The 25,287-nt window shown below is 64.7% G+C and carries 16 protein-coding genes; 4 read left to right on the plus strand and 12 right to left on the minus strand.

The features are described 5' to 3' along the window. Position 1: 1 nt before the first annotated feature. On the minus strand, positions 2–1,231 hold the full coding sequence (locus tag D1Y84_RS07175; RefSeq protein WP_124847906.1) for an ROK family protein: 1,230 nt from the start codon (positions 1,229–1,231) through the stop codon (positions 2–4). 333 nt (positions 1,232–1,564) lie between these two features. Here D1Y84_RS07175 and D1Y84_RS07180 point away from each other — a divergent pair, with 333 nt between their 5' ends. Continuing rightward, positions 1,565–2,698, plus strand: coding sequence for a Gfo/Idh/MocA family protein (locus tag D1Y84_RS07180; protein WP_124847907.1), 1,134 nt, complete (start codon positions 1,565–1,567; stop codon positions 2,696–2,698). 123 nt (positions 2,699–2,821) lie between these two features. Here D1Y84_RS07180 and D1Y84_RS07185 read toward each other — a convergent pair whose 3' ends face one another. Continuing rightward, positions 2,822–4,198, minus strand: a complete 1,377-nt coding sequence (locus D1Y84_RS07185; protein WP_124847908.1) for a hypothetical protein — start codon at positions 4,196–4,198, stop codon at positions 2,822–2,824. A 260-nt stretch (positions 4,199–4,458) separates the two neighbouring features. On the opposite strand from D1Y84_RS07185, the gene topA reads away from it, so the two are divergent. Further along, positions 4,459–6,711: a type I DNA topoisomerase gene (topA, locus tag D1Y84_RS07190; RefSeq protein ID WP_233581559.1), complete on the plus strand. Its 2,253-nt coding sequence runs from the start codon at positions 4,459–4,461 to the stop codon at positions 6,709–6,711. Between the two features lie 48 nt (positions 6,712–6,759). On the opposite strand, the gene D1Y84_RS07195 is transcribed toward topA, so the two are convergent. The 5 genes from D1Y84_RS07195 to D1Y84_RS07215 form a co-directional block, all read right to left on the minus strand. Next, positions 6,760–9,078 carry a GH92 family glycosyl hydrolase gene (locus D1Y84_RS07195; protein WP_124847910.1) on the minus strand — a complete coding sequence of 773 codons (2,319 nt, stop codon included), beginning with the start codon at positions 9,076–9,078 and terminating at the stop codon, positions 6,760–6,762. A 152-nt stretch (positions 9,079–9,230) separates the two neighbouring features. Next, positions 9,231–11,225 carry a M61 family metallopeptidase gene (locus D1Y84_RS07200; RefSeq protein ID WP_124847911.1) on the minus strand — a complete coding sequence of 665 codons (1,995 nt, stop codon included), beginning with the start codon at positions 11,223–11,225 and terminating at the stop codon, positions 9,231–9,233. Positions 11,226–11,338: 113 nt separating this feature from the next. Further along, positions 11,339–13,633 carry a glycoside hydrolase family 3 protein gene (locus tag D1Y84_RS07205; RefSeq protein WP_124847912.1) on the minus strand — a complete coding sequence of 765 codons (2,295 nt, stop codon included), beginning with the start codon at positions 13,631–13,633 and terminating at the stop codon, positions 11,339–11,341. A gap of 167 nt (positions 13,634–13,800) precedes the next feature. Next, complete coding sequence (locus D1Y84_RS07210; RefSeq protein ID WP_124847913.1) at positions 13,801–14,901, minus strand: alpha/beta fold hydrolase; 1,101 nt, start codon at positions 14,899–14,901, stop codon at positions 13,801–13,803. A 78-nt stretch (positions 14,902–14,979) separates the two neighbouring features. After that, positions 14,980–16,596, minus strand: coding sequence for an amidase (locus D1Y84_RS07215; protein ID WP_233581229.1), 1,617 nt, complete (start codon positions 16,594–16,596; stop codon positions 14,980–14,982). A 538-nt stretch (positions 16,597–17,134) separates the two neighbouring features. Here D1Y84_RS07215 and D1Y84_RS07220 point away from each other — a divergent pair. Next, positions 17,135–18,250, plus strand: coding sequence for an alkene reductase (locus tag D1Y84_RS07220; RefSeq protein WP_124847915.1), 1,116 nt, complete (start codon positions 17,135–17,137; stop codon positions 18,248–18,250). Between the two features lie 21 nt (positions 18,251–18,271). Here the strand turns inward: D1Y84_RS07220 and D1Y84_RS07225 are convergent, their stop codons facing one another. The 3 genes from D1Y84_RS07225 to D1Y84_RS07235 form a co-directional block, all read right to left on the minus strand. Further along, the gene (locus D1Y84_RS07225; RefSeq protein ID WP_124847916.1) at positions 18,272–19,579 is read right to left on the minus strand and encodes an Hsp70 family protein; all 1,308 of its coding nucleotides are present in this window, start codon (positions 19,577–19,579) and stop codon (positions 18,272–18,274) included. A gap of 39 nt (positions 19,580–19,618) precedes the next feature. Next, positions 19,619–20,401, minus strand: coding sequence for a metallophosphoesterase (locus tag D1Y84_RS07230; protein WP_124847917.1), 783 nt, complete (start codon positions 20,399–20,401; stop codon positions 19,619–19,621). Positions 20,402–20,477: 76 nt separating this feature from the next. Further along, complete coding sequence (locus tag D1Y84_RS07235; protein WP_124847918.1) at positions 20,478–21,410, minus strand: ABC transporter ATP-binding protein; 933 nt, start codon at positions 21,408–21,410, stop codon at positions 20,478–20,480. A gap of 358 nt (positions 21,411–21,768) precedes the next feature. Here D1Y84_RS07235 and D1Y84_RS07240 point away from each other — a divergent pair, with 358 nt between their 5' ends. Then, positions 21,769–22,941, plus strand: a complete 1,173-nt coding sequence (locus D1Y84_RS07240) for a pyridoxal phosphate-dependent aminotransferase (RefSeq protein ID WP_124847919.1) — start codon at positions 21,769–21,771, stop codon at positions 22,939–22,941. Between the two features lie 69 nt (positions 22,942–23,010). On the opposite strand, the gene D1Y84_RS07245 is transcribed toward D1Y84_RS07240, so the two are convergent. Beyond that, positions 23,011–23,535: a RidA family protein gene (locus tag D1Y84_RS07245; protein WP_233581231.1), complete on the minus strand. Its 525-nt coding sequence runs from the start codon at positions 23,533–23,535 to the stop codon at positions 23,011–23,013. A 26-nt stretch (positions 23,536–23,561) separates the two neighbouring features. Then, positions 23,562–25,202, minus strand: a complete 1,641-nt coding sequence (locus D1Y84_RS07250) for a flavin monoamine oxidase family protein (RefSeq protein ID WP_370245732.1) — start codon at positions 25,200–25,202, stop codon at positions 23,562–23,564. Positions 25,203–25,287 lie beyond the last annotated feature (85 nt).

Here is a 25,287-nt window from a genome sequence, read left to right on the forward strand (position 1 = left end):
GTTATCGCTGCGGATGGCTGCGAAACAGCGAATTGCGCTGCAGCACGATCGCCGCTGCCCCGTGCAGCCGCGTGGTGCCACGCTCCCGGGCGACCATAAGGCGCGGGGCACGCGCCGCGCCGAGTGCCAACGCAGACAACTCCTGCTGCACATGCGGCTCGTACATCTCCCACGCTTCGGCAACGTCGCCCGCCACCACGATGACCTCGGGGGAGAGCCCGGCATTCACAGCGCGGAGTCCCCACCCGATCGCACGGGCCTGCCTGGTGATTGCGGCGCACGCGGCGGGCTCACCCTGTTCCGCCAGTCGCAGCAACTCCGCAAATGTCAGCGCCTGTGAACCCGCAGGCGGCGCATGTCCATTGCCCTTCCGGTAATAGCGCAACGCGGCTTCCGTCGAGGCAAACACCTCCCAGCAACCCTGCAGCCCGCATCCACAGCGAGGGCCTTCGCGGTCGAGCGGCACGTGGCCGAACTCGCCCGCCATCCCGCTTTGCCCGGTAACCAGCCGCCCGTTGGCAAGCAGCCCGGTGCCGATGCCTTCCGAGATGTTGACCAGCACGGCGTCTAACACCCCGTGGAGGTTGCCCAGCCACAGTTCGGCCAGCAACGCGGCATTGGCGCCGTTCTCAAGCTCAACCGTCAGGCCGGTCATTTTTTCAAGAAGCTGCTTGATGGGCTGGCCTTGCCACCGCAGGTTTGGAGCGAAGATCAACTCCTGCGTGGCAGGATCAACGCGCCCCGGCAGCGAAACGCCGACCCCCTCAAATGTGAGCGAAGGGTGCCGCGCACGCATCTTCAGCATCTCGTTGCCGATCTGCCGGATCGCGGACGTGGGACTTGCCCGCAGCGAAAGCTGTTTGCGCTCAACAAACGTCCCATTCAGAGCAACCACTGCGAGCTCGGCATGCCCCGGGTGCACATCGGCGACCAGCAGGGCAAGTTCCTCGTTCAGGTGAAGCAAGGTGGGACGCCGTCCCCGGGGCAACTGCGCTACGGCGCCTTCGCGCACCCAGCGTTCACCCATCAGTTGCTCCGCGATCAGCGAGACCGTGGAACGCTGGAGCCCGGACAGGCGGGAAAGGTCTGCTCGCGAGACAGGCTGGTGCCGGCGGATCAGCTCCAGGATGACATCGCGGTTCATGTGTCGGGCCGTCTCGCTCGAAGCAAGCGGAACGCCGCCGCGTGGGGGAGCGGCCTTGCCGGTTTGCTGTGCCGTATTGCGCGCCATGGCCCTCCGTATCTTTCTCAACCTCGTCGTTGCTGCCGAGGACGCACCAGCATAGCGCGTTGCTGCATGCATGCGGGAGGGAGATTTATCACGATCTGACAGCACGCCCCAACACGCACCCGCGACCAATGATGCGGGGCCGGTCCGGCGCTGGTTCGCTTCCCACAACACCGGGCGGCCGTGCACAATGGCACCGAGCCCAGAACGAGCAGGCAGGGCGGTTTGTGATCGCCGCGATGTATTGATTCACCATCCAACGATCCAAACTGCTGCACGCACACCGCGCCTGTGCGAAATATTTCCTCCATCACAGCCCATCGGAGACTCCACCAGATGCTCTACTCGCGTCGTGACTTTTCCAAGCTGGCGGGCCTTTCAGCCGCCGCCAGCCTGCTCCCGGGAAACCGGGCAACTGCGCAAAGCCCGGGCCCGCAAAGCGCCCGCGACGGCCGGATCGGCTATTGCGTCGTAGGACTCGGACGAATCTCCGTGGACCACTTCATGCCCGGGCTGCTGCAGTCGCAGCATGGCAAGGTGTCTGCCCTCGTAAGCGGCACGCCCGACAAGGCACACAAGCTTGCGCAGCAGTACGGAGTACCTGCCGAGGCGGTGTACACCTACGAGCAGTACGACCGCATACGCGACAATGCTGCCATTGACGCTGTGTACATCGGTTTGCCCAACAGCATGCATGCGGAGTACACGATTCGCGCTGCCAGGGCGGGCAAACACGTGCTATGCGAAAAGCCGATGGCCACCTCCGTTGCCGACGCGCGCGCAATGATCGCAGCCTGCGCCACGGCAAAGCGCAAGCTGATGATCGCGTACCGCTGCCAGCTGGAACCCGTGAATCTCAAGGCCATTGAGCTGATCCGCTCCGGGGCCATCGGGCAGGTGCAGGCGATCCAGAGCGCCAACGGCTTCAACATCCAGCCGGGCGAGTGGCGCTTGAACCGCAAGCTTGCGGGCGGCGGTCCGCTGATGGATGTGGGCATTTACTCGCTCAATGCCTGCCGCTACCTGACCGGGGAAGAGCCGCAGGTGCTGTCGGCTTACGCCTCGGTGATCGACCACGATGGCCGTTTCAACGAGGTGGAGGAAAATGTCGGCTGGACGATGAAGTTTCCATCGGGCATCACCGCCACCTGCTCCACCAGCTATGGCGCGAACATGGACGGCGCATACAAAGTGTTCGGCTCCAAGGGCATGCTCGAGCTCTCACCCGCTTTTGCCTACCAGGGCATCCACATGAAAGCGCAGGTCGCCAAAGCCGATGGCAGCAAGGGGCACGACGAGATCGACCTGCCCGAGGCCATCCATGACCCGCAGCAGTTCACGATGCAGGCAGACTACTTTGCCGACTGCATCACCCATGACAAGCCGGTCAAAATGAGCGGAGAAGAAGGGTTGCGCGACATGGAGCTGATGATGCAGATCTACCGGAGTGCCGGGCTCCCCACTGCCTGACACGTAAAAACAGGATGGCCGCCTCGATAAAGAAGGCGGCCATCCTGTTTGTATCTGTGCTGCGACCTTTACGGCGCGGTGTGAGACTTGCCGTACGTTGCCCGGCGCAACAAGCGGCGTGGGTTAACGTGCGTAGTCCTGCGCATACACATCACGCGCCATCCCCGCTCGACGGGCGCGTTCGCGCAGCACAAACGCCTGCTGCCGTGTCATCTCGCCGCCAATCGTCACCAGGAAGGGGCGCTGCCCGGTCCGGCTCCATACCTCCGCGTTGAAGCCACGGTAATGGTCGTTGATGATGGCGGCCTTGTGACTCGCCTCGTCGCGCCGGTTGTAGGTGTAGGCGATCACGCGCCAGACCTTGCCGCCGGGCACCACTGGCGCTGTCTCTGGAGCGACCTTTGGAGCCGCGGCAGTAGCCGCTGCCGGGGTCACGACCTTGTGCACCGGGGCGCTTGCAGGCGTCGGCACAGGGGCCGGAGAAACGGCCGTCGGCTGGCTGGCTGGTGCAGCCGCTTTGGGGCTGCTGCCACCGTGATGGAACAGCAGGAACAGCAGTGCCAGCAGGATCACGATGCCAATCCCGATCCATACGCCGCGACGGCTTCCGGGCGCTACCGGCTGCGGTTCGCTCCAGCTGCTGCCCGACGCAGGCGTGGTGTCTGCCACAACACTGGACCGGCTGCTGAACGGTTGGGTGGTCACGGCCGCGCTCTCTACAGAAGCGGCTTCTGCGGACGCGACCGGTACGCTGGTTGCGACCGCGGGTGCAACCGGCGCGGGCACAGGTACCGGCGCGGCTGCGGCACGCGCAGGGCGAGTCAGCTCTTCCTGGATCTCGCGCGCACCCCAGCTGCCCCGTGCCGTGTTGCGAACGATCGTTGCAAATGGCTCCGGCAGAGCCAGCGCGTCAGAAGCATCGTGCAAGCGTCCCTGGGTCAGGGACTGGTAGATGATTCCGGCCAGTCCGAACGCGTCGGTCTGCTGGGTCACTGCTCCTTCGAGCAGGGCATCTTCGTCCGATGGCGCCGGGCGCGCGCAATCCGACCTGAGCTTAATGCGATCGGTAGCAGCGAGCACGCTTTCGGGCTCTACAAGGCTGTGCACAAGGCCTTGCGCGTGGAGCGCCACGAGTCCGCCCGCGACGCTCACGGCGACCTCGTACGTCTCCTCGGGCGAAAGCGGGCGCTGTGCCAGGATCTCCGCGAGGCTCTCCTGCGTGGGCTCAAGCACCGCATAGCTCAGTGGCGCGCCATCAAGCTCGGCATCCCCGAAACCTTCAACGGCGACCAGGTAGCGATCGCCCGCGGCCTGGATGGTCTGGTAGCGGGCGCGCAACACAGCCTGATCGTTGAGCGCTTCGGTCAGCCGCAGTACCGCCGGGCTGCCGTCACTCTTGGTCGTGGCGAAAAGAGCGCTGCGGCCTTCGGTGCGCAGCAGGCGGCCGAGCGTCCATTGTCCGGCCAGGATCGTGCCTTCGTAGTCATTCCACAAGTGCATCAGACGTCGTTTCCTATCAGGGTAGTTCCAGGGCAAAGGCCGCGCCGCAGCGTTCGGCAAAGAGAGCAGGAACTGAGGACTTGCATGCGTCCCGCGATGGACGGCTCTGTTGGCAAGCTGATCTCCGCAATTGTACCGGCTCCCCTCGACATTCTGCGGGCGGCCAGGTGCATGCTCCGCGAGTCGCCCGGATCGGCAATGCCTGTAACTCGTGACCGGCCACCGCGTTACTCTTGAGCAGGGGATCTGCCGTGAACCTGATGATCGTCGAAAGCCCCAACAAGGTCCGGAAGATCAAGGACATTCTTGGTGCAGGCTGGGACGTTGCCGCGAGCGTCGGCCACATCCGCGACCTGCCGGTAAAGGAGCTGGGCATCACCATGCCCGGTTACCAGCCCCAGTACGAGCTCAGCAGTCGCGGAGCCGATGTAGTGAAGACGCTGCGCGCGCGCGCCGCACGCGCCGACGTCGTGTACCTTGCCACCGATCCGGACCGTGAGGGCGAAGCCATTGCCTGGCACCTAGCCGAGGCGCTCAAGCTCAAGGGCGCGCAGCGCGTCACCTTCGACGCGATCACACCCGACGTCATCCGTCGCGCCCTGACGCAGCCGCGTTCGGTCGATCGCCACCTGGTGCACGCACAGGAAGCACGCCGGGTGCTCGATCGCCTGGTGGGCTACCAGGTATCGCCGGTGCTCTCACGCCAGACGGCGCGGCGTGGCCTGAGCGCGGGCCGGGTGCAAAGCCCGGCCGTGCGCATGGTGGTCGACCGCGAACGGGAGATCGATGCGTTTGTGGAAGTGCGTCACTTTGGCGCGGAGCTGAGTTTCGACAGCAACAGCTGGCGTGCCCAATGGGAAACGGCACCGTTTCTCAAGAAATCCACAGCCGCGGCGAAGGCGAATGAGGAAAACGAGGCGCCGGAGGCGCGCTACATCCTCGACGAAGCACTTGCCACCCGCGCCGCGGCATGCCGCGCGTGCATCGTGCTCACCTCCGCCAACCGCATAGCAAAGCAGCCTCCGCCGCCACCCTTCACCACCAGCACGCTGCTGCAGGCGGCGAGCATCCAGCTGCGCTGGAAGCCCGACGTCACCGCGCAAGTGGCGCAGCGTCTCTTCGAAGCCGGCCTGATCACCTATCACCGGACCGACTCGCAGAACTTCAGCGCGGAGGCTTTGAAAGAGGTACGCGGCTTCGCGGCCAAGCGCTCGCTGCCGCTGCCGCCCAGCGCACGCACCTGGCGCGCACGCGGCAACGCGCAGGAAGCGCACGAGGCCATCCGCCCGACGCACTTTGAAAGCGAGCAGGCCGGCGATGACCCCGCGCAGCAGCAGCTCTACCGGCTCATCTGGCTGCGTGCTGTCGCGTCGCAGCTTGCCGACGCCGAGTGGAGCGTGAACACCACGCGCCTGCAGTCTCCCCCGCAGCCTGCCGCGGGAGAGGAGCGGTTCACGTTCAAGGCAGAGGGCCGCGTGCTGGTCGTGCCCGGGTGGAAGGCACTCACCGCGAAGGACGACGCGGATGAGGACGAAGATGCGCGCGACGGGGAAAGCTGCGGCAAGGTGCCGGTGCTTGCTGTCGGTGCGGAGCCGCGCGCGGAAACCGGGCGCGTGCTACACAAGAAGACCCAGCCACCGCCACGCTACACGCAGGCAGGGCTCATCAAAAAGCTCGAAAGCATGGGAATCGGCCGCCCTTCCACGTACCCGGCGATTCTCAAGAACGTGCAGACGCGCGGCTACCTCGAAGACGACAGAAAGTATCTGCGACCGACCGAGCTGGGCATGGTTGTGGTGGACGCGCTCATCACGCGCTTCTCGTTTGTGGAGTACGCGTTTACCCGCGATCTCGAGCAGCAGCTCGACGACATTGCCGAAGGCAAGGCGGAGTACCTGTCTGTGGTCGGTGCTGCCGATGAGCGCCTACAGCGTGAACTGCTGGCGCTGAGCCGGGCGCCAAGGATGGCCGCGCCCCCGGGTAGCGCTCCAATCTGGAAGCCCTCAAGCACGCCCGCATCCGCAGGCCGCCCCGCCGCTGCCGTTGTGCGGGAGGCGGAGCTGCCACCCAAAGCGAAGACAGCAAAGAAGAGCACCCGCAAAACCACTGCCGGCGTGGGCACCGAGCGACCGACCCCGCGCACGGGCAAGGCCACAGCTGCTCCCGCCGACGCCCCTGTACGCAAGCCTCGTAAGCAGCAGGCCCCAGGCGCGGCAACCACCGAAAGCGCACCGATCCCCTGCCCTGTTTGCAAGGTGGGCTCAATCGTCCTGCGCAGTGAAGATGCGAAGTTCTATGGCTGCTCCCAGTTCACGGAGACAAATTGCCGCTTCTCCATCTGGCGCACCGTGGCGGGGCGGCCGCTGAGCGAGGTCGACGTCGCCGCGTTGTGCCGCGATGGACATACCGGCAAACTCACCGGGTTTATGTCCAAGGCAGGCCGGCCGTTTGAAGCAGCGCTGGTGCTCAACAAGGAAGGTCGCGTCGAGTTTTCGTTTCAGCCGCGCAGCTAATGCAACTGCGGGGCTGCGACTTTTCAGCCTTGCACTAGGGCGAGCGACTTACGGCAGGAATCCATCTTTCGACATGGAGTAGGGCCGGCTCGCTGCACTCGCGCCCCACTTCTTCTCCGGCGCGGCCTGCATCTCGAATCGCAGCTCTCCACCGGCCATCAGCGCCTCCTGCGTGATGAATGTTTTCTCAAGCGGCTTGCCGTTGAGCAGCACACGCCCCACATACCGGTTCTGCGGCGATAAGTGATCCGCCAGTATCCGGAACTGCTTGCCATTGGGCAGGTGCAGCGTGGCGGAATCAACAAACGGGCGCCCGAGCACATACTGGTTTGCACCAGGAGTGACCGGGTAAAAACCAAGCGACGTAAACAGCAGCCAAGCCGACATCTGCCCCAGGTCATCGTTGCCTACGAGCCCATCCGGCGTCGGGCGATACTGCGACGCCACGATCTGCGCAAGACGCTCCTGCGTGCGCCACGGCTGGCCCGCATACACATACAGGTAGGGCAGGTGGTGGCTCGGCTCATTGCCGTGGATGTACTGCCCGATCATGCCGGCGATATCTTCCACGTCCGCGTACTGCTTCGGGTCCACGTGCTGATCGAACATTGCGTCCAGCTTGGCGATCAGCTTGTTGTCGCCACCAAGGGTCTGGATCAGGCCCTGCTCATCCTGCGGCACGAACCACGAATATTGCCAGGCGTTTCCTTCCGTAAAGCCGGATGCTTCGCCCGCGCGTGCCGGATCGAAGGGAACGCGAAACTGGCCGTTCGCGAGCTTCGGCTCCACAAAGCCATCCTGCGTGTTGAAGACGTTGCGCCAGTTCTCCGCACGTTTGCGGAAGCGGTTTGCGACATCCTCGTTGCCAAGCCGGTGCGCCGTCTCGGCGATCGTCCAGTCATCGAACGCATACTCCACGGTCTTGGAGGCTGCCTCGGCATCATGATCGACCGGCACATAGCCGAGCTTCAGGTACGCGCCGATGTTGCCGTAGGGTGCGTAGTCCGCGCTCGCCACCATGGCGTGCAGGGCCTCTTCGGCCTGTGGCTTGTTGAGTCCCTTGCCGATGGCGTCCGCCAGCTCAGGCACGGCGTGGTAGCCGATCATGCACCAGGTCTCGATGCCCTGGAACTGCCAGATCGGCAGAATGCCGAAGGGGCTTTCCACCTGCGATGCGAGCATCGATTGCATAAGGCTCTCGGTGCGCTCACGCGGCTCCAGGATAGTCATCAACGGCTGCTCGGCACGGAACGTATCCCAGAGTGACAGGCTGGAGACGAAATCAAAACCCTTCGCGACGTGTACCTGGTTGTCGGGCCCACGATAGCTTCCGTCTGTGTCCATCGAGAGCGAGGGCGCAAGCAGCGCATGGTAGAGGCCGGTGTACACGTTGCTGCGCGTGTCGGCGTCGGCCGCGATATCAATCACCGAAAGAGTACGCTCCCAGGTCGCGCGAGCGGCGGCGCGGGTGGCGTCAAAATCGAGGTGCGGCTGCTCGGCATCGAGGTTGGCGATCGCGTGCGCTTCGTCCGTGGGAGAGATAGCCATGGCTACCGTGAGCGGCGCGTGCAAGGCGCCAAATGACAGCACGGCCTCCAGCCCCCGTCCTTCGATCGACTGCGTGTCCTCGGGCGTTGTTCCCGGTCCCTTGAAGCCGTGGTACGGCACAGCCTCGGGCTCCTTGTCGTAGAGCGCGTGGCCAGTGAGTGGTGCGGAGAAGCGCATCGCGAAGTAAAGCTGCCGCCCCGGCGCCCAGCCGCGTGTTTCGCGCATACCGGTCACCGTTCCATCCGTATGCACACGCACCCGCGACCACAGGACCTTGCCCGGGTAGTTATAGATGGAGGAGCGCATGTCGAGCAGCAGGTGCGCAGGCTTGTCCGCCGGAAAAGTAAAGCGGCTCACCCCGACACGCTGCGTCGCCGTCAGCTCCGCGCGCACGTGGTAATCGTCGAGCGTGACGGCGTAGTAGCCAGGGTGCGCCACCTCGTCAGTATGCGAAAAGTGCGAGCGGTAGCCCGGCGTCGTCGCATCGCCCGGCTCGAGCGCCACGTCGCCGGCGATCGGCTGCAGCAGAAAGTCGCCAAGATCCGAGTGGCCCGCGCCGGAAAAGTGCGTCGCGGAAAAGCCAAGGATCGTTGTGTCCTCGTACCGGTAGCCGGCAGCCCATTTGTAACTGTGATTGAACGGATGGATGGACGTATCCGGACTTAACTGCACCATGCCGAACGGCACAACCGCGCCGGGGAATGTGTGTCCCTCGGCACCCGTGCCAACCATCGGGTTCACCACGTCGTAGGCAGATTGACTATGCAAGGGGAAAGACAAAAGCGCAGACGCAGCGAGAACGACCAGGGCACGAAGCATAAAAAAGTCTAAACTGCGTGCGCGGCTTGCGGCCACTTCATGGCGGCTTCCTGTGTGTTCAGGTGTACGAACGAATGCGCTGGTATGCAAGGCCAGGTTAAAAAGCAACGGAGTGGCCGCGCACGCGGTTTACGGCCACTCCCTTTCCCGTCTTACATGCTGGGCATCGGTGCCTTGCTTGGGGCAAGGATGTCGTCGAACCGCGCGGGGGTGCCTTCCACGCGTTGGAGCGACGGGTAGCGCAGACCCTTGTGGTAGTCGAAGGCAAGCGTCTGGTACTTGTCCTCGCGCTTGAAGACGAGCTCGATCGGCTTGCTGTCCTTTTCCGCGTCGAGGATCGTCTTCTTGAGCAGGGCTGGGGCATACGCGGTGCCATTTACGGAGATCAGCTCCATGTCGGGCGTCACGCCCAGCTTGAACGCAGGGCTGTTCCAGTAGACGGAGCCAACCATGCTGCCGCCGCCACTGTTGCCGCCGCGCGCAGAGCCGATCGTGAAGCCAAGCGAGGTAGAGAAGTCAGCATAGCCGGCAGCGGTCTGCGCTTTCTCAATCCACGCGGTGGGCTTATCGGTGTACACCAGCTTGTAGCCGCCGCGGGTAAAGCCATCCTCAGGCACCGCCGGGTGCAGGTCATACACGTGCGTCTTGAGGAAGCCGTCCCAGTCGAACGGAGCGACGGTGTTGAGCGCCTTGACCACATCTTCGAAGTGGTAGGTGAACGTGACGTAGCTGCCGTTGTACACGCCGTAGAAGAGCTTCGCGAAATCGTCGAGCGACTTCTGCCCGTTGGTGAGTTCGCGGATCTTAGTGTCGGCGTCGAGCCAGATCAGCTCGCCTTCGGTGTAGTAGTCCTCGGGCCGCTGCCAGGAAACCCAGGTGACCGGCGAGCGCTGCGACACGGTGGGCTGGTTGGTGGTGTCCACCAGCGGGCGCCACTCGCGGCTCGGGCTTACTTCGAACCCAGCGGCAACGCGCGCAAACACATCGCGGGTTTCTTCCGGGGTGCGCATGCCGGCACGTGCGGTCAGCACATTGCCGAAGTACTGGGTCATGCCTTCATAGACCCAGAGCAGGTCGTCACGCATCGGCACGTTGAAGTTCGCGGTCCACAGGTCAGCCGGCCGGCGGAACTTGCCATCCCACGAGTGGGTGTACTCATGGCCGAGCAGGTCGCGGCCGCCTACACCGGCAGCCCAATCGGTAAAGTAGTCGCGGCCGTGGCCGTCTTCGCTGGACTGGTGATGCTCGAGCCCCACGCCGCCAACCTTGTCGCTCAGCAGCAGCAGAAAGTCATAGTGGTCGTAGTGATGCGAGCCGTAAAGCTTGTCCGCTTCAAGCGCGAGCTGCTTGTGCTTGGCCAGCTCGTCCGGGGTGATCTCGAGGTCTTCTGCCTTGTCGGAGAACACGTCGAGGTGCACGATGTCGGTCGGCGCGGGCGACAGGTCGACGCGCTTGAAGTTGACGCCGGCGTACAGTGGCGAATCCACCAGCGTGTTGAGCGGCGTCTGCTTGAACGTCACGGTCGCGCCGTCCGCCGAGGCAGTCTCAAGCGCCGTGGCGTACTTCCAGCCCTCGGGCAGCTTCAGCGTGGTGTCAAAAGGGATCTGCCGGGCGAAGTAGCCGGCGGGATACATCACGACCTCGTTCCACTCCAGGTCGGCGATCTCGTTGGAGATCTCGATGCGGCCTTCGGCGCGCTTGACCGGCGACAGGTACTGGAAGTCCAGCCCGACAGACTTTGCGCCCGCGTTCAGTGGCACGTGGAAGGCGTACACATTGACGCGATCGCGCACCCACTGCACGCGCGTTCCATCGACGGTGGTCACAATGCCGCCGAGCTTCGAGATCGGACCTGTGGGTGAGTGGTTGCCGGGGATCCACTGCGGGTAGAGCAGCACCAGTTCCTTGGCGCCCTTTGCAACCGGAATCTCTTCATGCACGGTGGCCACACGGCGCGCATTGTCGCTGAGGTCGACCATCAGCTTGACGGGGCCGACATACGGCTTGTCGACAGGCTCCGCGATTGCGGGCACCATGGGGTCCGGCTGAGGCTGGGGCTGCGGCATGGTTTGCGCGAGCAGTGGGGCCGCGAGCACAAACGTCGCAGCGGCAAGCAGGGATACGGAGCGGTGAAGAGGAATCGCCATGTTACGAGCCAGTGTATACGCCACTGTGCTTCGGCTTGTATTCCCTTTCGGCCTGTTGCCCGGCGCAGCTGCCGTGCAGAGATGCACTCCGCACGGCACCCGAATCAGAACAACTACCTTGTCCCGCTGAGTGTGACCTCCTGCTTCAGCGGCAGCGTTTGCGACGAGCCGCCGGCGGCAAAGGTATACGCTCCCGGAACGACCTTCATGGTGCTGCTGGCCTCGTCATACACCGACAGGAAGAGCGGATCCACATCAATGGTGACCGTGCGGCTCTCACCCGGTTGCAGCATCACCTTGTCGAAGCCGACCAGGCGCTTCGGCGGCTCCTGCGCGGAGGCAGGCAGCATGGCATACAGCTCCACCACCTCGGCGCCGGCGCGCTTGCCCGTGTTCTTCACGGTCAGGGTTGCAGTGGGCTTCTCACCCGCGGTGACCTTCAGGCCGGAGTAGCCGAACGTCGTGTACGACAGCCCGTAGCCAAATGGAAACAGCACCGGCTTGTGCTCCGCGTCGTACCACTTGTAGCCGATCTTGAGGCCTTCATCGTAGTGGGTGGTGTAAGTCGAAACATGCGCTGCCCCGGCGACCGCGCTTGTTCCCTGCCCCTGATCCTCCGCAGGCAGCGGCGGAATCGTGGCGTGCGGCAGGTCGGCATCGTTCATCGGGAAAGTGTTCGGCAGCTTGCCCGATGGATTCACCGCGCCGGTCAGAATGTTGGCCAGCGCGGTTGCGCCACGCGAGCCGCTGTACCAGGCTTCCACGATGCCCTCGACCTTGCCAGCCCATGGCATTAGCGCGGGTGAGCCAGTCTCCAGCACAACGACCGTATGCGGGTTTGCCGCGGCGACCGCCTCTACCAGTGCGTCCTGGTTGTCAGGCAGCCCCAGGGTCGGCAGGTCCATGCCTTCGCTCTCCCACTGCTGCACAAACACGATCGCGACATCTGCCTGCTTCGCCGCGGCTGCCGCGGCAGCAGGGTCGTCGCCTGCGTTGAACGCGATCTTTGCTCCGGGCATGGCTTTCTCGAGCTGCCGCAGCGGCGAGGTCGGAAACCATACGTGGTCCTGCCAGTGCGTGGTGCCCTGGCCCGGAGGGGCAATCGCGTTGCCACCCGGCGGGTCCACCTGCGCGGAGCCACCGCCCGACAACATGCCCACATCCGCATGGGCGCCGATGACGGCGATAGAGCGAACCTTCGCGTTCTCCAGCGGCAGGATGTTCTTTTCATTCTTGAGCAGGACGATCGAGCCCTCCTCCACCTGCTGGGTAACGTCGAGATCGTGCTCCACGTCGATCACGCCCCGCTCGACCGGGTAGTCCACGATGCCGTCGGCAAAGTAGGAGCGCAGCATGCGGTGCACGTGCCCGTCGATCTCCGCCACGGAGACCTGGCCGGCCTGCACGGCCTTCTTCATGGCCGGGCCAAAGTACTCGTCGATCGGCTCTTCGTTATCGAGGCCTGCGTGCGACGCCTTTACCGTGGAGTGCGTGCCGCCCCAGTCCGACAGCACGAAGCCGGGGAATTTCCAGTCGCCCTTGAGCACCTGGTTCAGCAGGTAGTCGTTCTCGCAGGCGTAGTCGCCGTTGATGCGGTTGTACGAGCACATCACCGCCCCGGGCTGCGCATCGCGTACGCCGATCTGGAACGCAAGCAGGTCGCCTTCGCGCATGGCCCGCTTGGAGATCACGGCATTCACCAGGGTGCGGCCTGTCTCCTGGTCGTTGATGGCGTAATGCTTGATATCGCCGATCACGTGCTGCGCCTGCTCGCCGGTCATCAGCTGACCGACCAGCGTGCCGCCCAGCACCGGGTCTTCGCCCAGGTACTCAAAAGTGCGGCCATTGCGTGGTTCGCGCGTGAGGTTCACGCCGCCGCCCAGGGTCATGTTGTAGCCCTGTGCGCGCAGCTCGCGACCAATCAGCGCGCCGTACTCGTAGGCGGCATGGCGGTCCCAGCTCGCGGCAGCGCCGGCGTTGCTGGGCATCGCGGTGGAGTACCGGCCATTCTCACCTGAGGAGCGCACGCCGTACGCAGCGTCCGACATGTCCACCCCGGGCAGTCCCAGCCTGGCGATGGGCGCGATGTAGCCTGCTCCGCCGTTCGACTGTGCGGTCAGGGGCATCTGCCAGTTGCCGCCGTGCGCCATGCCATTCCCATGCAGCAGGCTCAGCTTCTCGTCCAGCGTCATCTCCTTGAGCAGGAGGTCGGCGCGTTCGTCGGGCGACAGGCTCTTGTCCATCCAGGGCTTCGAAGCAAGGATGGCCTTCTGTTGCGCCGCCGCTTTGCGCTGCTGGGCCACGGTGGTCTGCGCCTTGGCGCCGGAGGCCGAAAAACCGGCAATTGTGAGTGCCAGGAGTACATACCCACTGGTTCGGGTTCCAAAAATTTTGATCCTGCTCGCCATGCGACCTGCCCCTTTGCGGCGCATTGCTGCGCCCGCAAACAGCGGGCGCGCGCCGCTGCCAAGTCTAAGCAAAAGACCCGTCTTGCGCCAGCAATGCCGTTACCGCTGTTTCAGGCGCACACAGTTGGCATGCGCCGGAGCCGTAGTGCCTGGCGGCCGGCACCCGCTCACCGTGCTACAGGGGCGGCGGACGCATCGAGCAATTGCTTGAGGTAGCCCTGCCAGATCGCCGGCAGGGTGTGGGTGCCGTGTCCCCGTGTCTGCTCGGTAATCGGCAGCAGCACAAACTGGCCATGCGGCACCAGGTGGATGTCCCGGTCCGCGATGTGCAGCTCGGGCGGGTTGATGAAGTCATCGGCGGAGTTGATCTGGAGCAGCGGCGCGGTGATCGTGCCGAGCTTTGGAAATGGGTTGTAGTTCCGCGACGACGCGAACTGGTAGATCATGTCGTTCGCGTCCAGCGTGGCCGCCCGGCTGTCGAGCATCTTGTCGAGGTACTGGTCCGCTGCGTCCCGGGTCGGCTCGTGCTCCTGCATCTGCAAGGGGCTCGAGCCCATGAGCAGCACAATCTCCTCGGCCGCGCGCAGGCCGGCGGTTGGCTCGGCGGTGTACTCGCCACCATGGAACGTCGGGTCACTCTCGATGTTCTCGATCACCATCTTGCGGGTCATCCGGTTGCGGCCCGCGATCTCAACCGGCTGGCACGCCAGGGGCATCAGCGCGTCGGCGTACGCGGGGTACGCCTCGCCCCAGACAAAGGCATGCATGCAGCCCATGCTGGTGCCGAGGATCAGGCGCGCATGGTCCACATGCAGCCCCTCGGTCAGCAGCACGTGCTGCGCCCGCACCATGTCGTCGTAGTCGTACCTGGGAAAGCGCATGTGCAGGCCGTCGCTCGGCTTGGACGAGTCGCCATGGCCGATCGAGTCGGGAAGGATGATGTAGTATCTGGCCGCATCGAGCAGTTGCCCCGGCCCGAACAGCACCCCGGCAAAGCCTGCGCCGAGGAACTGCTCGGCCGAGCCGCCGGTGCCGTGAAGGATCATCACCGCATTGTCGACGTGCCCCTGCACATTGCGGTGTGGTGTGCCCAGCGTGACGTAGTGCAGCCGCAGCTCGGCAAGCTTCTCGCCATCGGCAAACTGGAAATCATGCGCGGTGTAACTGGCCGACACGCCGTTTGGATACTTGCTGACGTCGTACTCGGTGCCATGCGCCGCCTGCGGAACTCCGAGCGTTTTCTGCTGTGTCTGCTGGGCTGCTGCCATGCTGCCGGCAACAAGGGAGGCTGCAGCGCATGCAAGAGCAAGCGCTGCTGCGAAACGGGGGAAACAGGTACGCATCGTTCAAAATCCTTTCGGTCGCGCATCGGCGACATGCAGGGCTCCCTCAAGTGCAAGGCCTGCACTGACCATCGTGCCCTCGTCAAAGAGTCGGCCGATAAAAGTCACACCATGCGGCACCCGGAGCGGCGGCGCAAAGCGAGGCAGCGGATGCGCGGGATCGGGCGCCCAGTCGCTGCGGGCTTCCGCAATCTCCACAAACCCGGCGCGCACGGTGAGCGAGGGGTGCCCGGTGAAGTTGGTGATGGTGAGCATCTCGTCGCGCAGCGACGGCACCAGCAGCACATCCACATCGTGGAAGATGCGGGCCATCTCGAGCGCCACGCGGCGACGCATCCGGTCTGCCTGCACGAAGTCCACAGCTGAAAGAAACCGGGCCTGGCGGAACGAGTTAGGCCACGCATCCGGCACCTGCATCTTGAGCTCATCGACGCGGTGCGACAGCACCAGCTCTTCAAACGCCGCCGAGCCCTCGGCGAACAGGATTACCTGCAGCGAGTCATAGGGCCAGTCCGGCAGGGTGACCGGGACGGGCTGCATGCCCAGCTTCTCCAGCATGGCAAACGCGGCGCGATCCACTTCGGTTGCCGGAGCTTCCTGCAGCCATTTAGGGACGTACCCGACGCGCAGGCCCCGCACCGCCCGCCCCGCGTTGAACTCCAGTGTCGACGGCACACTGGACACATCGCCGGCATCGGGACCGCTGATAGCGTTGAGCACCAGCAGGGTGTCTTCGACCCCGCGCGCCATGGGTCCCAGCTTGTCGAGTGACCAGCAGAGCGTCATGGCGCCGGTCCGGGCCACGCGGCCAAACGTGGGACGAAGACCGCACACGCCGCACCGCATGCTGGGGCTCACGATGCTGCCGCCGGTTTCCGAGCCGATCGCGAAGCCGACGAGCCCGGCAGCAACGGCAGAGCCCGGACCGGCGCTGGACCCGCTTGCGCCTTCCTGCAGGTTCCATGGGTTCATGGTCTGGCCGCCGAACCAGACATCGTTCAGCGCAAGTGCGCCCAGCGAAAGCTTCGCCACCAGCACAGCGCCGGCCTCCCGCAGCCGCTTGACCACCGCGGCATCTTCGGCGGGGACGCGATTGCGAAACGGCTCCGCGCCATAGGTGGTGGCGATGCCTGCGGTGTCGAGCAGGTCTTTGGCGCCCCACGGGATGCCGTGCAATGGGCCGCGATAGTGCCCGGCCGCAATCTCGGCATCAGCCCTGCGCGCCTGCTCAAGCGCAAGGCCGTCCGTAAGGGTGATGACACAGTGCAGTTGCGGATCGAACTGCTTCAGGCGTTCCAGGTAAATCCGGGTCAGGCGCTCCGAGGTGAGCTTGCGGCTCTTGATCCAGGCACCCAGTTCCACCACGTTTGCAAAAGCGATCTCGGTGTCGCTCGAAGGAAGCGGCCGATCGAGCGGCTTGCTGGGCTGGAAGCCCGTGCCCGGGGCCGCCGGGGCAAGCTGCTCGCCCGGCAGGAGGGGGGTCCAGACCGTGGCAGGCGCGATGGTCTCCGGCAGTGGCACCACCCGCGGCCCGACCCGGCGCTCCAGCAGGGGCGCCATCGCCTGCCGCCAGTTGCCCGCTGCCTCGGCGCGGTCCTTCGCTGTAAGTTCAACCTCCACCAGCTTTTCAGCCTGGGCGAAGGTCTCAGTTGAGACCTCCGGACCTGCCGCGGGCGCCGTGCCGAAGGCCGGGGGGCCCCGGGAGGAAGAGCCGGCTTTGTCGCATCAGCACCGCTTTGTGCCAGCGCATCGAGAGGCAGGAGCTCGGGTGCAAGGGCGGCTGCGAAAACACCGGCAGCGCCTCGCTGCAGAAAAAGGCGGCGCGAAGAAGGAGCTTTCAGATCGATGGGCGGCAGGGCACAGCTCCTGGAAAAGCATTCACCGGCAGGTTTCCCGGAGTGTACCGCACCCTCGACGCGCGCACCTCATCGAGCCTCTTGGCCCTGCCTCATAGGCTGGCTGAGACAGGTGCAGTTACGAGAGAGACCAAAGATGGCACAAACCATCCAGCTTTATCCGCTCAACAAACCCTCATATAAGCGTGCTCCGCCTTCCCCCGGGCGGCTGCACGTCGCATCGAGAGCTCCCGCAGGCGCATCTCTGCATAGAGCGTATCGGGATGTCCCGGCGCACATCCCTCGTCGAAGGACCTGTCCGAATGTCGCAACACTCAATTTTTGAGCCCTACCAGCTTGGCCCCCTCAGCCTGAAAAACAAGATTGTCATGGCCCCCCTTACTCGCTCGCGCTCCAACGATGAAGGCGTCGTCCCAACGTATGCCGCGGAGTACTACGCCCAGCGCGCCGGTGCAGGCCTGATCGTTGCGGAGGCGACCAATATTTCGGCGCAGGCGCGTGGCTATGCCAAGACTCCCGGCATCTGGAGCGAAGCGCAGGTTGAAGGCTGGAAGCCTGTCACCGAGGCCGTGCACAAGGCCGGCGGGCTGTTCTTCCTGCAGTTATGGCACACGGGCCGCATCTCGCACCCGGATCTGCACAACGGCGAACTGCCGGTGGCGCCTTCCGCGGTAAAGCCCGAAGGCCAGGCCTTCACCAACCAGGGCATGAAGGATCACGTAACCCCGCGGGCTCTCGACAAGAGCGAGCTACCGGGCATCCTCGACGACTACCGCAAGGCTGCGCGGAACGCCAGGGAGGCAGGCTTCGACGGCGTGGAGATCCACTCCGCAAACAGCTACCTGCTGGACCAGTTCCTGCGCGATAGCACCAACCTGCGTGCCGATGAGTATGGTGGCTCGATTGAGAACCGTCTGCGGTTCCCGCTCGAGGCGACTGCCGCGGTGATCGACGGCTTTGGCGATGCTGCGCGCGTGGGCACGCGCTTGACCCCGGGTGGCACCCAGCCGGGCAATACTCCGCTTGACAGTACCCCGAACGAGACCTACGGGCGCTACGTTGAGGAGCTCGCCAAGCTCGGCATTGTGTATCTGCACGTGGTCGAGGGCACCGCGTACGTGTCGCGCGAAGTACCGGGCAACGCGGTGGACTTCGAAGCCCTGCGCAAGCGCTTTACAGGCACGTACATCGACAACAACGCGCTGGACCTCAAGATGGCGGAGAAGCTGCTCGATGAGCACAAGGCCGAGCTGGTCTGCTTTGGCCGCGATTTCATCGCGAACCCGGACCTGGTGGAGCGCTTCCGCACAGGCGCGCCGATCGCCGATGCACCCAAGGAGACGTGGTACGGCGGCGACCAGCATGGCTACACCGACTGGCCTGTCGCGACCAACGTGCCCCAGTTGCAGAACGCCTAGCGCATTGCGTGCCCCGGCAGCCTAAAACAGCTGCCGGGCGCGCAACGCAAGTCCGTGGGCGACTGCGGTAAACGCCTCGCCCCGCGCGACCTTGCCCTCCCGGAAGCGGCTGGTGAAGATGCGCTCCACCGCCGGCACAAACGACGTACCACCCGTGAGAAAAACGCGGTCTATGTCTGCCGGTGCGGTCGAGGTTTGCGTGAGCAGCCCGTCCACGGCGTTCTCAATCGCAACCAGGTCGTCGGCTATCCAGCTTTCAAACTGCGCGCGTTCCACCGGGATGTGCAGGTGAAGCCCGGCCTCGTCGAAGCCGAACGCTGCTGTCTCCTGCTGCGACAACTGGTACTTGAGCCGCTGCACGGCCCCATGGAGCTGGAACCCGAGATCCTCGTCGATCAGCAGTTGCAACGCCTCGATCTTTTCCGGCTCGAGCGCGCGGGCCATGGCGCCTTTCAGGATCTCCGTCACGTTGCGCGTACGCAGAAACGACAGGTAATGCCAGCGCTCCAGGTTGCTGTAGATCCATGCAGGCACAGCCGGCAACAGCTTGCCCCCTGAACGCTCGAGCGAGCCTGCGCCCAGCGCCGGGGACACCAGGTGCCGGACCAGCCTGGCATCGAAGGCATCGCCGGCGAGCCCCACGCCGCTGGTGCCCAGAACCCGCTCCCGGCTGTCGCGGTCGCGCATCGAAGGCCCTACCCGCAACAGCGAGAAGTCGCTTGTGCCACCACCGAAGTCACCGATCAGCACCAGCTCTTCATGGTCGAGCGTGGCCTCGTAGGCACACGCGGCGCCGACCGGTTCGTACTCGAACTGCACCTCGGCAAAGCCGGCGCGATGGCAGGCGTCCGCGAGGCGCGCCACGGCGAACTGCGCATCCTCTTCTGTTTCCGCGCCCACGAAACGTACCGGACGGCCTACTAGGGCGCGATCGATCGGTGCACCAAAGGCGTCCTCGGCGCCCGTACGCAGGTCGCGCAGGATGCGGGCCAGCATGTCCTCCACCGTGTAGCGGCGGCCGAACACCTCGGTCCCGGTAAGGCTGCGTGAGGGCAGATAGCTCTTGAGCGATTGCACGAGGCGGCGATGCTTGTCTTCAGGCGCGAGGTAGTGCTCGATGGCGGAGGGCCCGGCGAAGGAGCGCACCTGCGGCTTCGCACTCGCCTCCTGCTCGAAGTAGAGCAGCGAGCGAAAGGACGCGGTGGTGCTGCCGGGTGTCGGGAACTGTGCCAGTTCCACCGAACCATCGGCGGCGATGCGGGCAATGGAGCTGTTGGTCGTACCGAAGTCGAGTCCGACCGCGGGAGCAGGGGAGCGTGTTGCGGCCATCTGCCTATTGTCGCAAAAGATCCCCGCCGGCTCTGTCTGCTAGCGGCCGTCGCGGAGGCGCGAGGCAAGCCGATCCGGCAGCCCTGCCCGCAGAATGGCGTCCTGGGCCGAGCGCAGATCATAGGGCACACGGCAGAACAGCACCGTGTGCCGCTCCGTGTCATAGATCGCAAAGGCAGCGCGCCAGTTGCCGTCGCGCGGCTGGCCCACGGAGCCGGGATTCAGCATGTAGCGCGCGCCGCTTGAAAGCTGCAGCTCCCAGGTCTCGGCCGTGTCGCGCGTAAAGTAGTCCGGCGCCAAACGGTACCACTGCTCGCCATCGGTCGCGAAACCACCCTGCAGGTGCGTGTGCCCGAAGAAGTTGATCGCGGCCCCGTCGCCGGTAAGCGAGTGCAGGGCGTCCCGTGCGCTCAGCACATACTCGTCTTCGTCCAGCAACGAACCATGCGCGCAGCGCACTGCGGCGCCGTTTGCGGGCACATCGGCGGACACCGGACCGGCCGGCATCACGGGCCCTTGCGGCAGGTGCCGCAGCCACGCAGTGTGCTCGGACGAAAGCACGCACTGTGTCCACTTTGCGGCGCGACTTGCGACCGGGTTGAACCCGTCTACATCGGTCAGGCCGCTGCAGGCACGGTCGTGGTTGCCGCGCACAAACGTGGTGCCGAGGGGACGCACGGCATCAATCACCTCGTTCGGGTTGGCGCCATAGCCGACGATGTCGCCCAGGTTCCACACCACATCGTGCGGGGGGGCCTGGGCCAGCACTGCCTGCAGGGCCTGCAGGTTCGCGTGAATGTCGGAAAGAATAAGCGCGCGCATGATCTACCCGGACTAGCGTACTCCGCTCCAGCGATTGTGCAAGTTGCGGTTGCGCGGAGCCGGGCGATACGCCTGCCTAGAAGGAGCGTACCCAGTGGGCGGGGCTCTGCTCCTCGAGCACTCCCTCGCGCCAGCCTGCATCGGCGGAGACCATGGCCAAAGGCTGGTCCAGCGGCGTCTTCATGGTGGGGATGGCGCGCAGGAGCGCCTGCGTGTACGGGTGCGTCGGATTCTGAAACAGCGTCCGCACGGGCGCCAGCTCCAGCAGCAGCCCGTGGCGCATCACCGCGACCCGCTCGGTGACCTGCGACACCACGGCGAGATCGTGCGAGATGAACAGCATTGCCAGGCCATACTCCTCGCGCAGCTTTGCCAGCAGCTCCAGGATCTGTGCCTGCACGGTCACGTCCAGCGCGGTGGTCGGCTCATCGGCGATCAGCAATCGAGGACGGTTGATGATGGCCATGGCGATCAGGATGCGCTGCCGCTGGCCTCCTGAAAACTGGTGCGGGTAGTCGCGCGATCGCCGCACCGGGTCGGGCAGTGCCACGGTCTCCATGGCGGCGTGCACGGCATCGGCCACGGCCCGCCGCGGCATCCCGGGCTGGTGCGCCAGCAGCGCTTCGCCGATCTGCCTGCCTACCGGCATCACCGGGTTCAGCGCGGTCATCGGCTCCTGGAAGATCATGGCGATTTCGCGGCCGCGCAACCGGCGCAGGGGCTCCGCTGGCATCGTCAGGATCTCGTGCGTGCCCTGCTGCGCGGTGTACCGGATGGAACCCTGAATGCTGGCGCTGGCGCCCGAAAGAAGCCGAAGAACAGCCAGCGCGGTCACCGACTTTCCCGACCCCGACTCACCCACCAGGCCCAGCGACTCGCCGGGAGCAATCTGCAGCGACAGGGCATCCACGGCTGGCCGCGGCGCATTGCCGAAACGAACAGTGAGATCGCGTATATGCAACAAGGAGCCGGGAGCTGCAGCGATGGACGGCGTGGAGGAAATGGGCATGCCCGGTGATCTTACCAAGCACCGATTGTCGGCTGCGCACGTGCTGCCCTCCTGGTCGGCGGCGGCGGGGTGGATTCCGGGGTCTGCCGGCCTGGGGTACAGAGTCTGCAGCCCCCGTCGCTCTGACCGCTCCTGGCCACGACGACCCCGATCAACACTGCATGGGCAGTGCTTATGCGCATTACAAGTCTTGTTTATGGGTGGCTTTCGCCCTTGTAGGCGGGCACACTGCGCTCTAGGCTGACGATGCGGAAAGATTCGCGTCACCGCCGGGCGCTGCGCTGTTTCGCAGGCGTTCTACGCACGGCCCAACTATTGCCGCTGCCGGGGTCTATCAGCAGCCGCAGGAGACACCACCATGCCCATCTCACGACGCAACTTCCTACGTACCGCTGCTGCTGGTACCGCCGCGGTCGCGACGCTGCCGCTGCTGTCCGAGGCACACCTGGCCATGGCGCAGCGCAGAACACCGCGCAAGGCCGACCCGGCCGGATCGGTTCGCATCGATGCCAATGAGAATCCCCTGGGTCCGTGTGCCGCTGCCTGCACCAGCATCAGCGGGTTGATCCCGGAAGGCGGCCGGTATGACAGCGACCTGACCGGCAAGCTCGCCGAGATATTTGCCGCGCAGGAGGGCCTGAAGCCCGAGTACGTGTCGGTGTACGCCGGCTCGAGCGAGCCGCTGCACTACTCCGTGCTGGCGTTTACCTCGGCCAGCCGCGCATATGTCACGGGCGATCCCGGCTACGAGGCAGGCATGCTCGCCGCGGCGTTGAATGGTGCCGAAGTCAAGAAGGTGCCGCTCACGCCGACGCACGCGCACGATGCAAAGGCGATGCTCGCTGCCGCGCCCATGGGTGGCGTCTTCTACATCTGCAATCCCAACAATCCCACCGGGACCACCACGCCCCGAGAGCAGATCGAGTACGCGCTGGCCAACAAGCCTGCCGGCTCCATCCTGCTGATCGACGAAGCCTACATCCACTTTTCGGATGCGGCGTCGGCCATCGACCTGGTCAAGGCCGACAAGGACGTGATCGTGCTGCGCACCTTCTCGAAACTCTACGGGATGGCAGGCATTCGGTGTGGCCTTGCGATCGGCCGGCCCGACCTGCTGGCGAAGATCGCGTATTACGGCATGAACCCGATGCCCATCATGGCGGTTGCGGCAGCCACCGCAAGCCTTCGGGACCCGGGGATCATTGCACAGCGAAAAGCGATCAATGCGCAGATCCGGACGCAGACCTTTGAGTGGCTCACCGCGAACAACTACAAGTTCATCCCATCTGAGAGCAACTGCTTCATGATCGATACGGGAAGGCCTGGGCATGCCGTGATGTCCGCCATGGCCTCGGAGAATGTCTACATCGGCCGCGTATGGCCCATCATGCCGACCTCGGTGCGCATCACCGTGGGCACAGCAGGCGACATGGCGCAGTTCCAGACCGCGTTCAAGAAAGTGATGAGCGCGCCTGCCGTGGCATTTACCGGACCGATGCCCGGGCAGAATCGCAGCCGCATGCTCTCCTGAAGGCGCACGGCAACCTGCGCAAAGAAGCCCGCGTGTGAGCGCGGGCTTTTGCTTTCGCATGGAAATGACTTACTTCGACCGCACAGCGATCACCTCGATCTCCACCAGCGCCCACGGGGCCGCCAGCGCCGCGACCTGGAAGGCGGAGCGGGCAGGCTTGTTGGGCTGGTCGGCTGTGCCGAAGAACTGCGTGTAACTGGCCTGCAGCCCGGGGAAGTCGAGCTTTCCGCCCTTGGCCGGATCGCCGGCAAGGAACACCGACATCTTCACGACATCCTTCATATCGAGGCCCTGTTCTTTCAGCAGCGCCTGGATCTTCTGCAGTGCCGAGAGTGCCTGCGTCCTGGTGTCGCCATAGACCGCCTCGGTGCCCTTGGCCGGGTCTGCCGGCGTTACGGGCGAAGCAAGCTGGCCGCTGAGATACAGCGTGTCCCCTGCCCACACGCCGTTCGCGATCGGGCTCTTCTCATTCGGCTGCAGGTGCTTCACCACGACCTGCGCCTGCGACGCGATGGTCGCGCCGCCCAGCAACATGGCCAGCGCCACCAGGTTCCACTTCATTTTCTTCATGCCTGCCTTTGCTGCTGCTTTCATCGGTATCTCGCCTCGCGTTGCCATCTCTATGCTTGTGCCGCCGCCGCTAGGTGTGGGGTCGCGAGCTTCGCGGCCCTGGTCCTGTCCGCGATCATCTGCACGGCGCGCAGCGAGCTCAGCGCCGCGCCCTCCTGCCAGCCCACCAGGTGGCTCACATGGTCGCCTGCAAAGTAGATCGGTCCATCCGGCTGGATCAGCGTCTCGTACCCGGAGTTGGTGCCGGTCTTCGCGGCAGCAGGATGCGCGATGCCGCTGGTGCGCGACATCGCTGCGCCCGGTGCACGCTCCTCGCCCGGTGCGTAGCTTTGGATCCACGAGCCTTCGTTGAACGGCGAGTAGCCCCAGCCCATGTACAGCGGCTTCTCCAGCTCCTTGCCATGGCCCGGATGCAGCCGCTCGATCGACTTACGACTCTCCTCGAACTTGGCTTGCATACTGAGCTTGCCGAAAGGGGTAGAGCGCTCATCGGTGTAGCCGCTTACCAGCACGCCACGAGGCGAGAAGATCCCCGCGGACGGAAACCAGATCGGGCTGCAACCGGTGGTGACGAACTCCAGTCCGCCGTAGATGTTGTAGTCCTGCTCCCAGAAACGCCGGCTCTCCCATGCGACCTTGTACGCATGCGCGTAGGTGCACTGCTCCACCACGCGCTTGTAAGGCGCTGAGAAGTCATTCGGGATCTTTTTGAGCTGTGTCAGCGGCAGCGCGCAGATGCAGTAGTCCGCTTCAATCGTCCGGGTGCTTCCGTTCTGCTTGTAACTCACGCGCACGCCGCTGGCCGTCTTGCGTATCTCGGACACCGGTGAGCTGTACCGCACGATGTCGCCCAATTCCTTCGCAAATGCAAACGGGATCCGGTCCATCCCACCCACCGGCTGCATCATCGTGGCCTGCATGTCGAAGGCTTCCTCAAACAGGATGCCCTGCCAGAAGTCCTCCGCAAGCAGCGTATGCATATCAATCGGCTTGCTCAACACGCCGGCATCGTCGCCCGCGCCCGCCGGCTTGCTGTAGCCCGCGCGATCACTGCCGGTGTATTTGCCGGCTTCATCAAGCGGACCGTAGTAGCGCAGGAACGCCAGCATCCGTTGCTTGTCTTCGCCGGACATTTCCTGGTCGAGCGACCCGCTGCTCACGCATTTCATCAGCAGTTCACTCACGTGGCCGCGCGTGTCGTTGATCACCTCGCGCTGCACCATGGGCTTGCCGTCATTCACAGCATCGTTCTGCAGCATTGAAGAGCGGCTGGTGTTGACCTCCACCTGCAGCTCCACTCCGAACTTTCGGCAGTAGCCGAGGATCGTACTGTGGATGGATGGAAGCCTGGCCGGGCCGACGTTCTGATAATTGCCCTGGTCGAAGCCGCAGGTCTGCGTGTCGAAGCCCTCCAGCACGACCTTGTCGCCGCCGCGCACGGTGTAGTTTCTGCCGCCCGGGCGCTCGCGCGCCTCGAGCACTGTACAGGCAAAGCCCGCCTGGCGCAGCTCATACGCGGCCACCAGCCCGGCGATCCCGCCGCCCAGCACCACGACCTTGTGCCCATTGCCTTCGCCCGGAGCAATGCGCAGTGGCTCGGCAGCCGCCACGCGCGGCGCTCCCAGCAAACCCATGCCCTGCATCGTCAGGAACGTTGCACCAAAACCGCCCGCTTGCCCTACGCGGGTCAAAAATTCTCTACGACTTACACCCATTCACCGACTCCATGGATTGCTGCTGCTGGGGAAAACGACAAGAGTGGGTGCGCGCCATACG

Origin of the sequence: Acidipila sp. EB88 (assembly GCF_003858395.1) — a bacterium.
Taxonomy (GTDB): Bacteria; Acidobacteriota; Terriglobia; order Terriglobales; family Acidobacteriaceae; genus EB88.

Excerpts from the sequence above, each read along its gene's own strand:
- D1Y84_RS07185 (WP_124847908.1), bottom strand. The coding sequence starts at position 4,198 with ATGCACTTGTGGAATGACTACGAAGGCACGATCCTGGCCGGACAATGG.
- D1Y84_RS07240 (WP_124847919.1), top strand. The coding sequence starts at position 21,769 with ATGCCCATCTCACGACGCAACTTCCTACGTACCGCTGCTGCTGGTACC.
- topA (WP_233581559.1), top strand. The coding sequence starts at position 4,459 with ATGATCGTCGAAAGCCCCAACAAGGTCCGGAAGATCAAGGACATTCTT.
- D1Y84_RS07175 (WP_124847906.1), bottom strand. The coding sequence starts at position 1,231 with ATGGCGCGCAATACGGCACAGCAAACCGGCAAGGCCGCTCCCCCACGC.
- D1Y84_RS07195 (WP_124847910.1), bottom strand. The coding sequence starts at position 9,078 with ATGCTTCGTGCCCTGGTCGTTCTCGCTGCGTCTGCGCTTTTGTCTTTC.
- D1Y84_RS07200 (WP_124847911.1), bottom strand. The coding sequence starts at position 11,225 with ATGGCGATTCCTCTTCACCGCTCCGTATCCCTGCTTGCCGCTGCGACG.
- D1Y84_RS07210 (WP_124847913.1), bottom strand. The coding sequence starts at position 14,901 with ATGGCAGCAGCCCAGCAGACACAGCAGAAAACGCTCGGAGTTCCGCAG.
- D1Y84_RS07205 (WP_124847912.1), bottom strand. The coding sequence starts at position 13,633 with ATGGCGAGCAGGATCAAAATTTTTGGAACCCGAACCAGTGGGTATGTA.
- D1Y84_RS07230 (WP_124847917.1), bottom strand. The coding sequence starts at position 20,401 with ATGCGCGCGCTTATTCTTTCCGACATTCACGCGAACCTGCAGGCCCTG.
- D1Y84_RS07245 (WP_233581231.1), bottom strand. The coding sequence starts at position 23,535 with ATGAAAGCAGCAGCAAAGGCAGGCATGAAGAAAATGAAGTGGAACCTG.
- D1Y84_RS07225 (WP_124847916.1), bottom strand. The coding sequence starts at position 19,579 with ATGGCCGCAACACGCTCCCCTGCTCCCGCGGTCGGACTCGACTTCGGT.
- D1Y84_RS07180 (WP_124847907.1), top strand. The coding sequence starts at position 1,565 with ATGCTCTACTCGCGTCGTGACTTTTCCAAGCTGGCGGGCCTTTCAGCC.
- D1Y84_RS07235 (WP_124847918.1), bottom strand. The coding sequence starts at position 21,410 with ATGCCCATTTCCTCCACGCCGTCCATCGCTGCAGCTCCCGGCTCCTTG.
- D1Y84_RS07220 (WP_124847915.1), top strand. The coding sequence starts at position 17,135 with ATGTCGCAACACTCAATTTTTGAGCCCTACCAGCTTGGCCCCCTCAGC.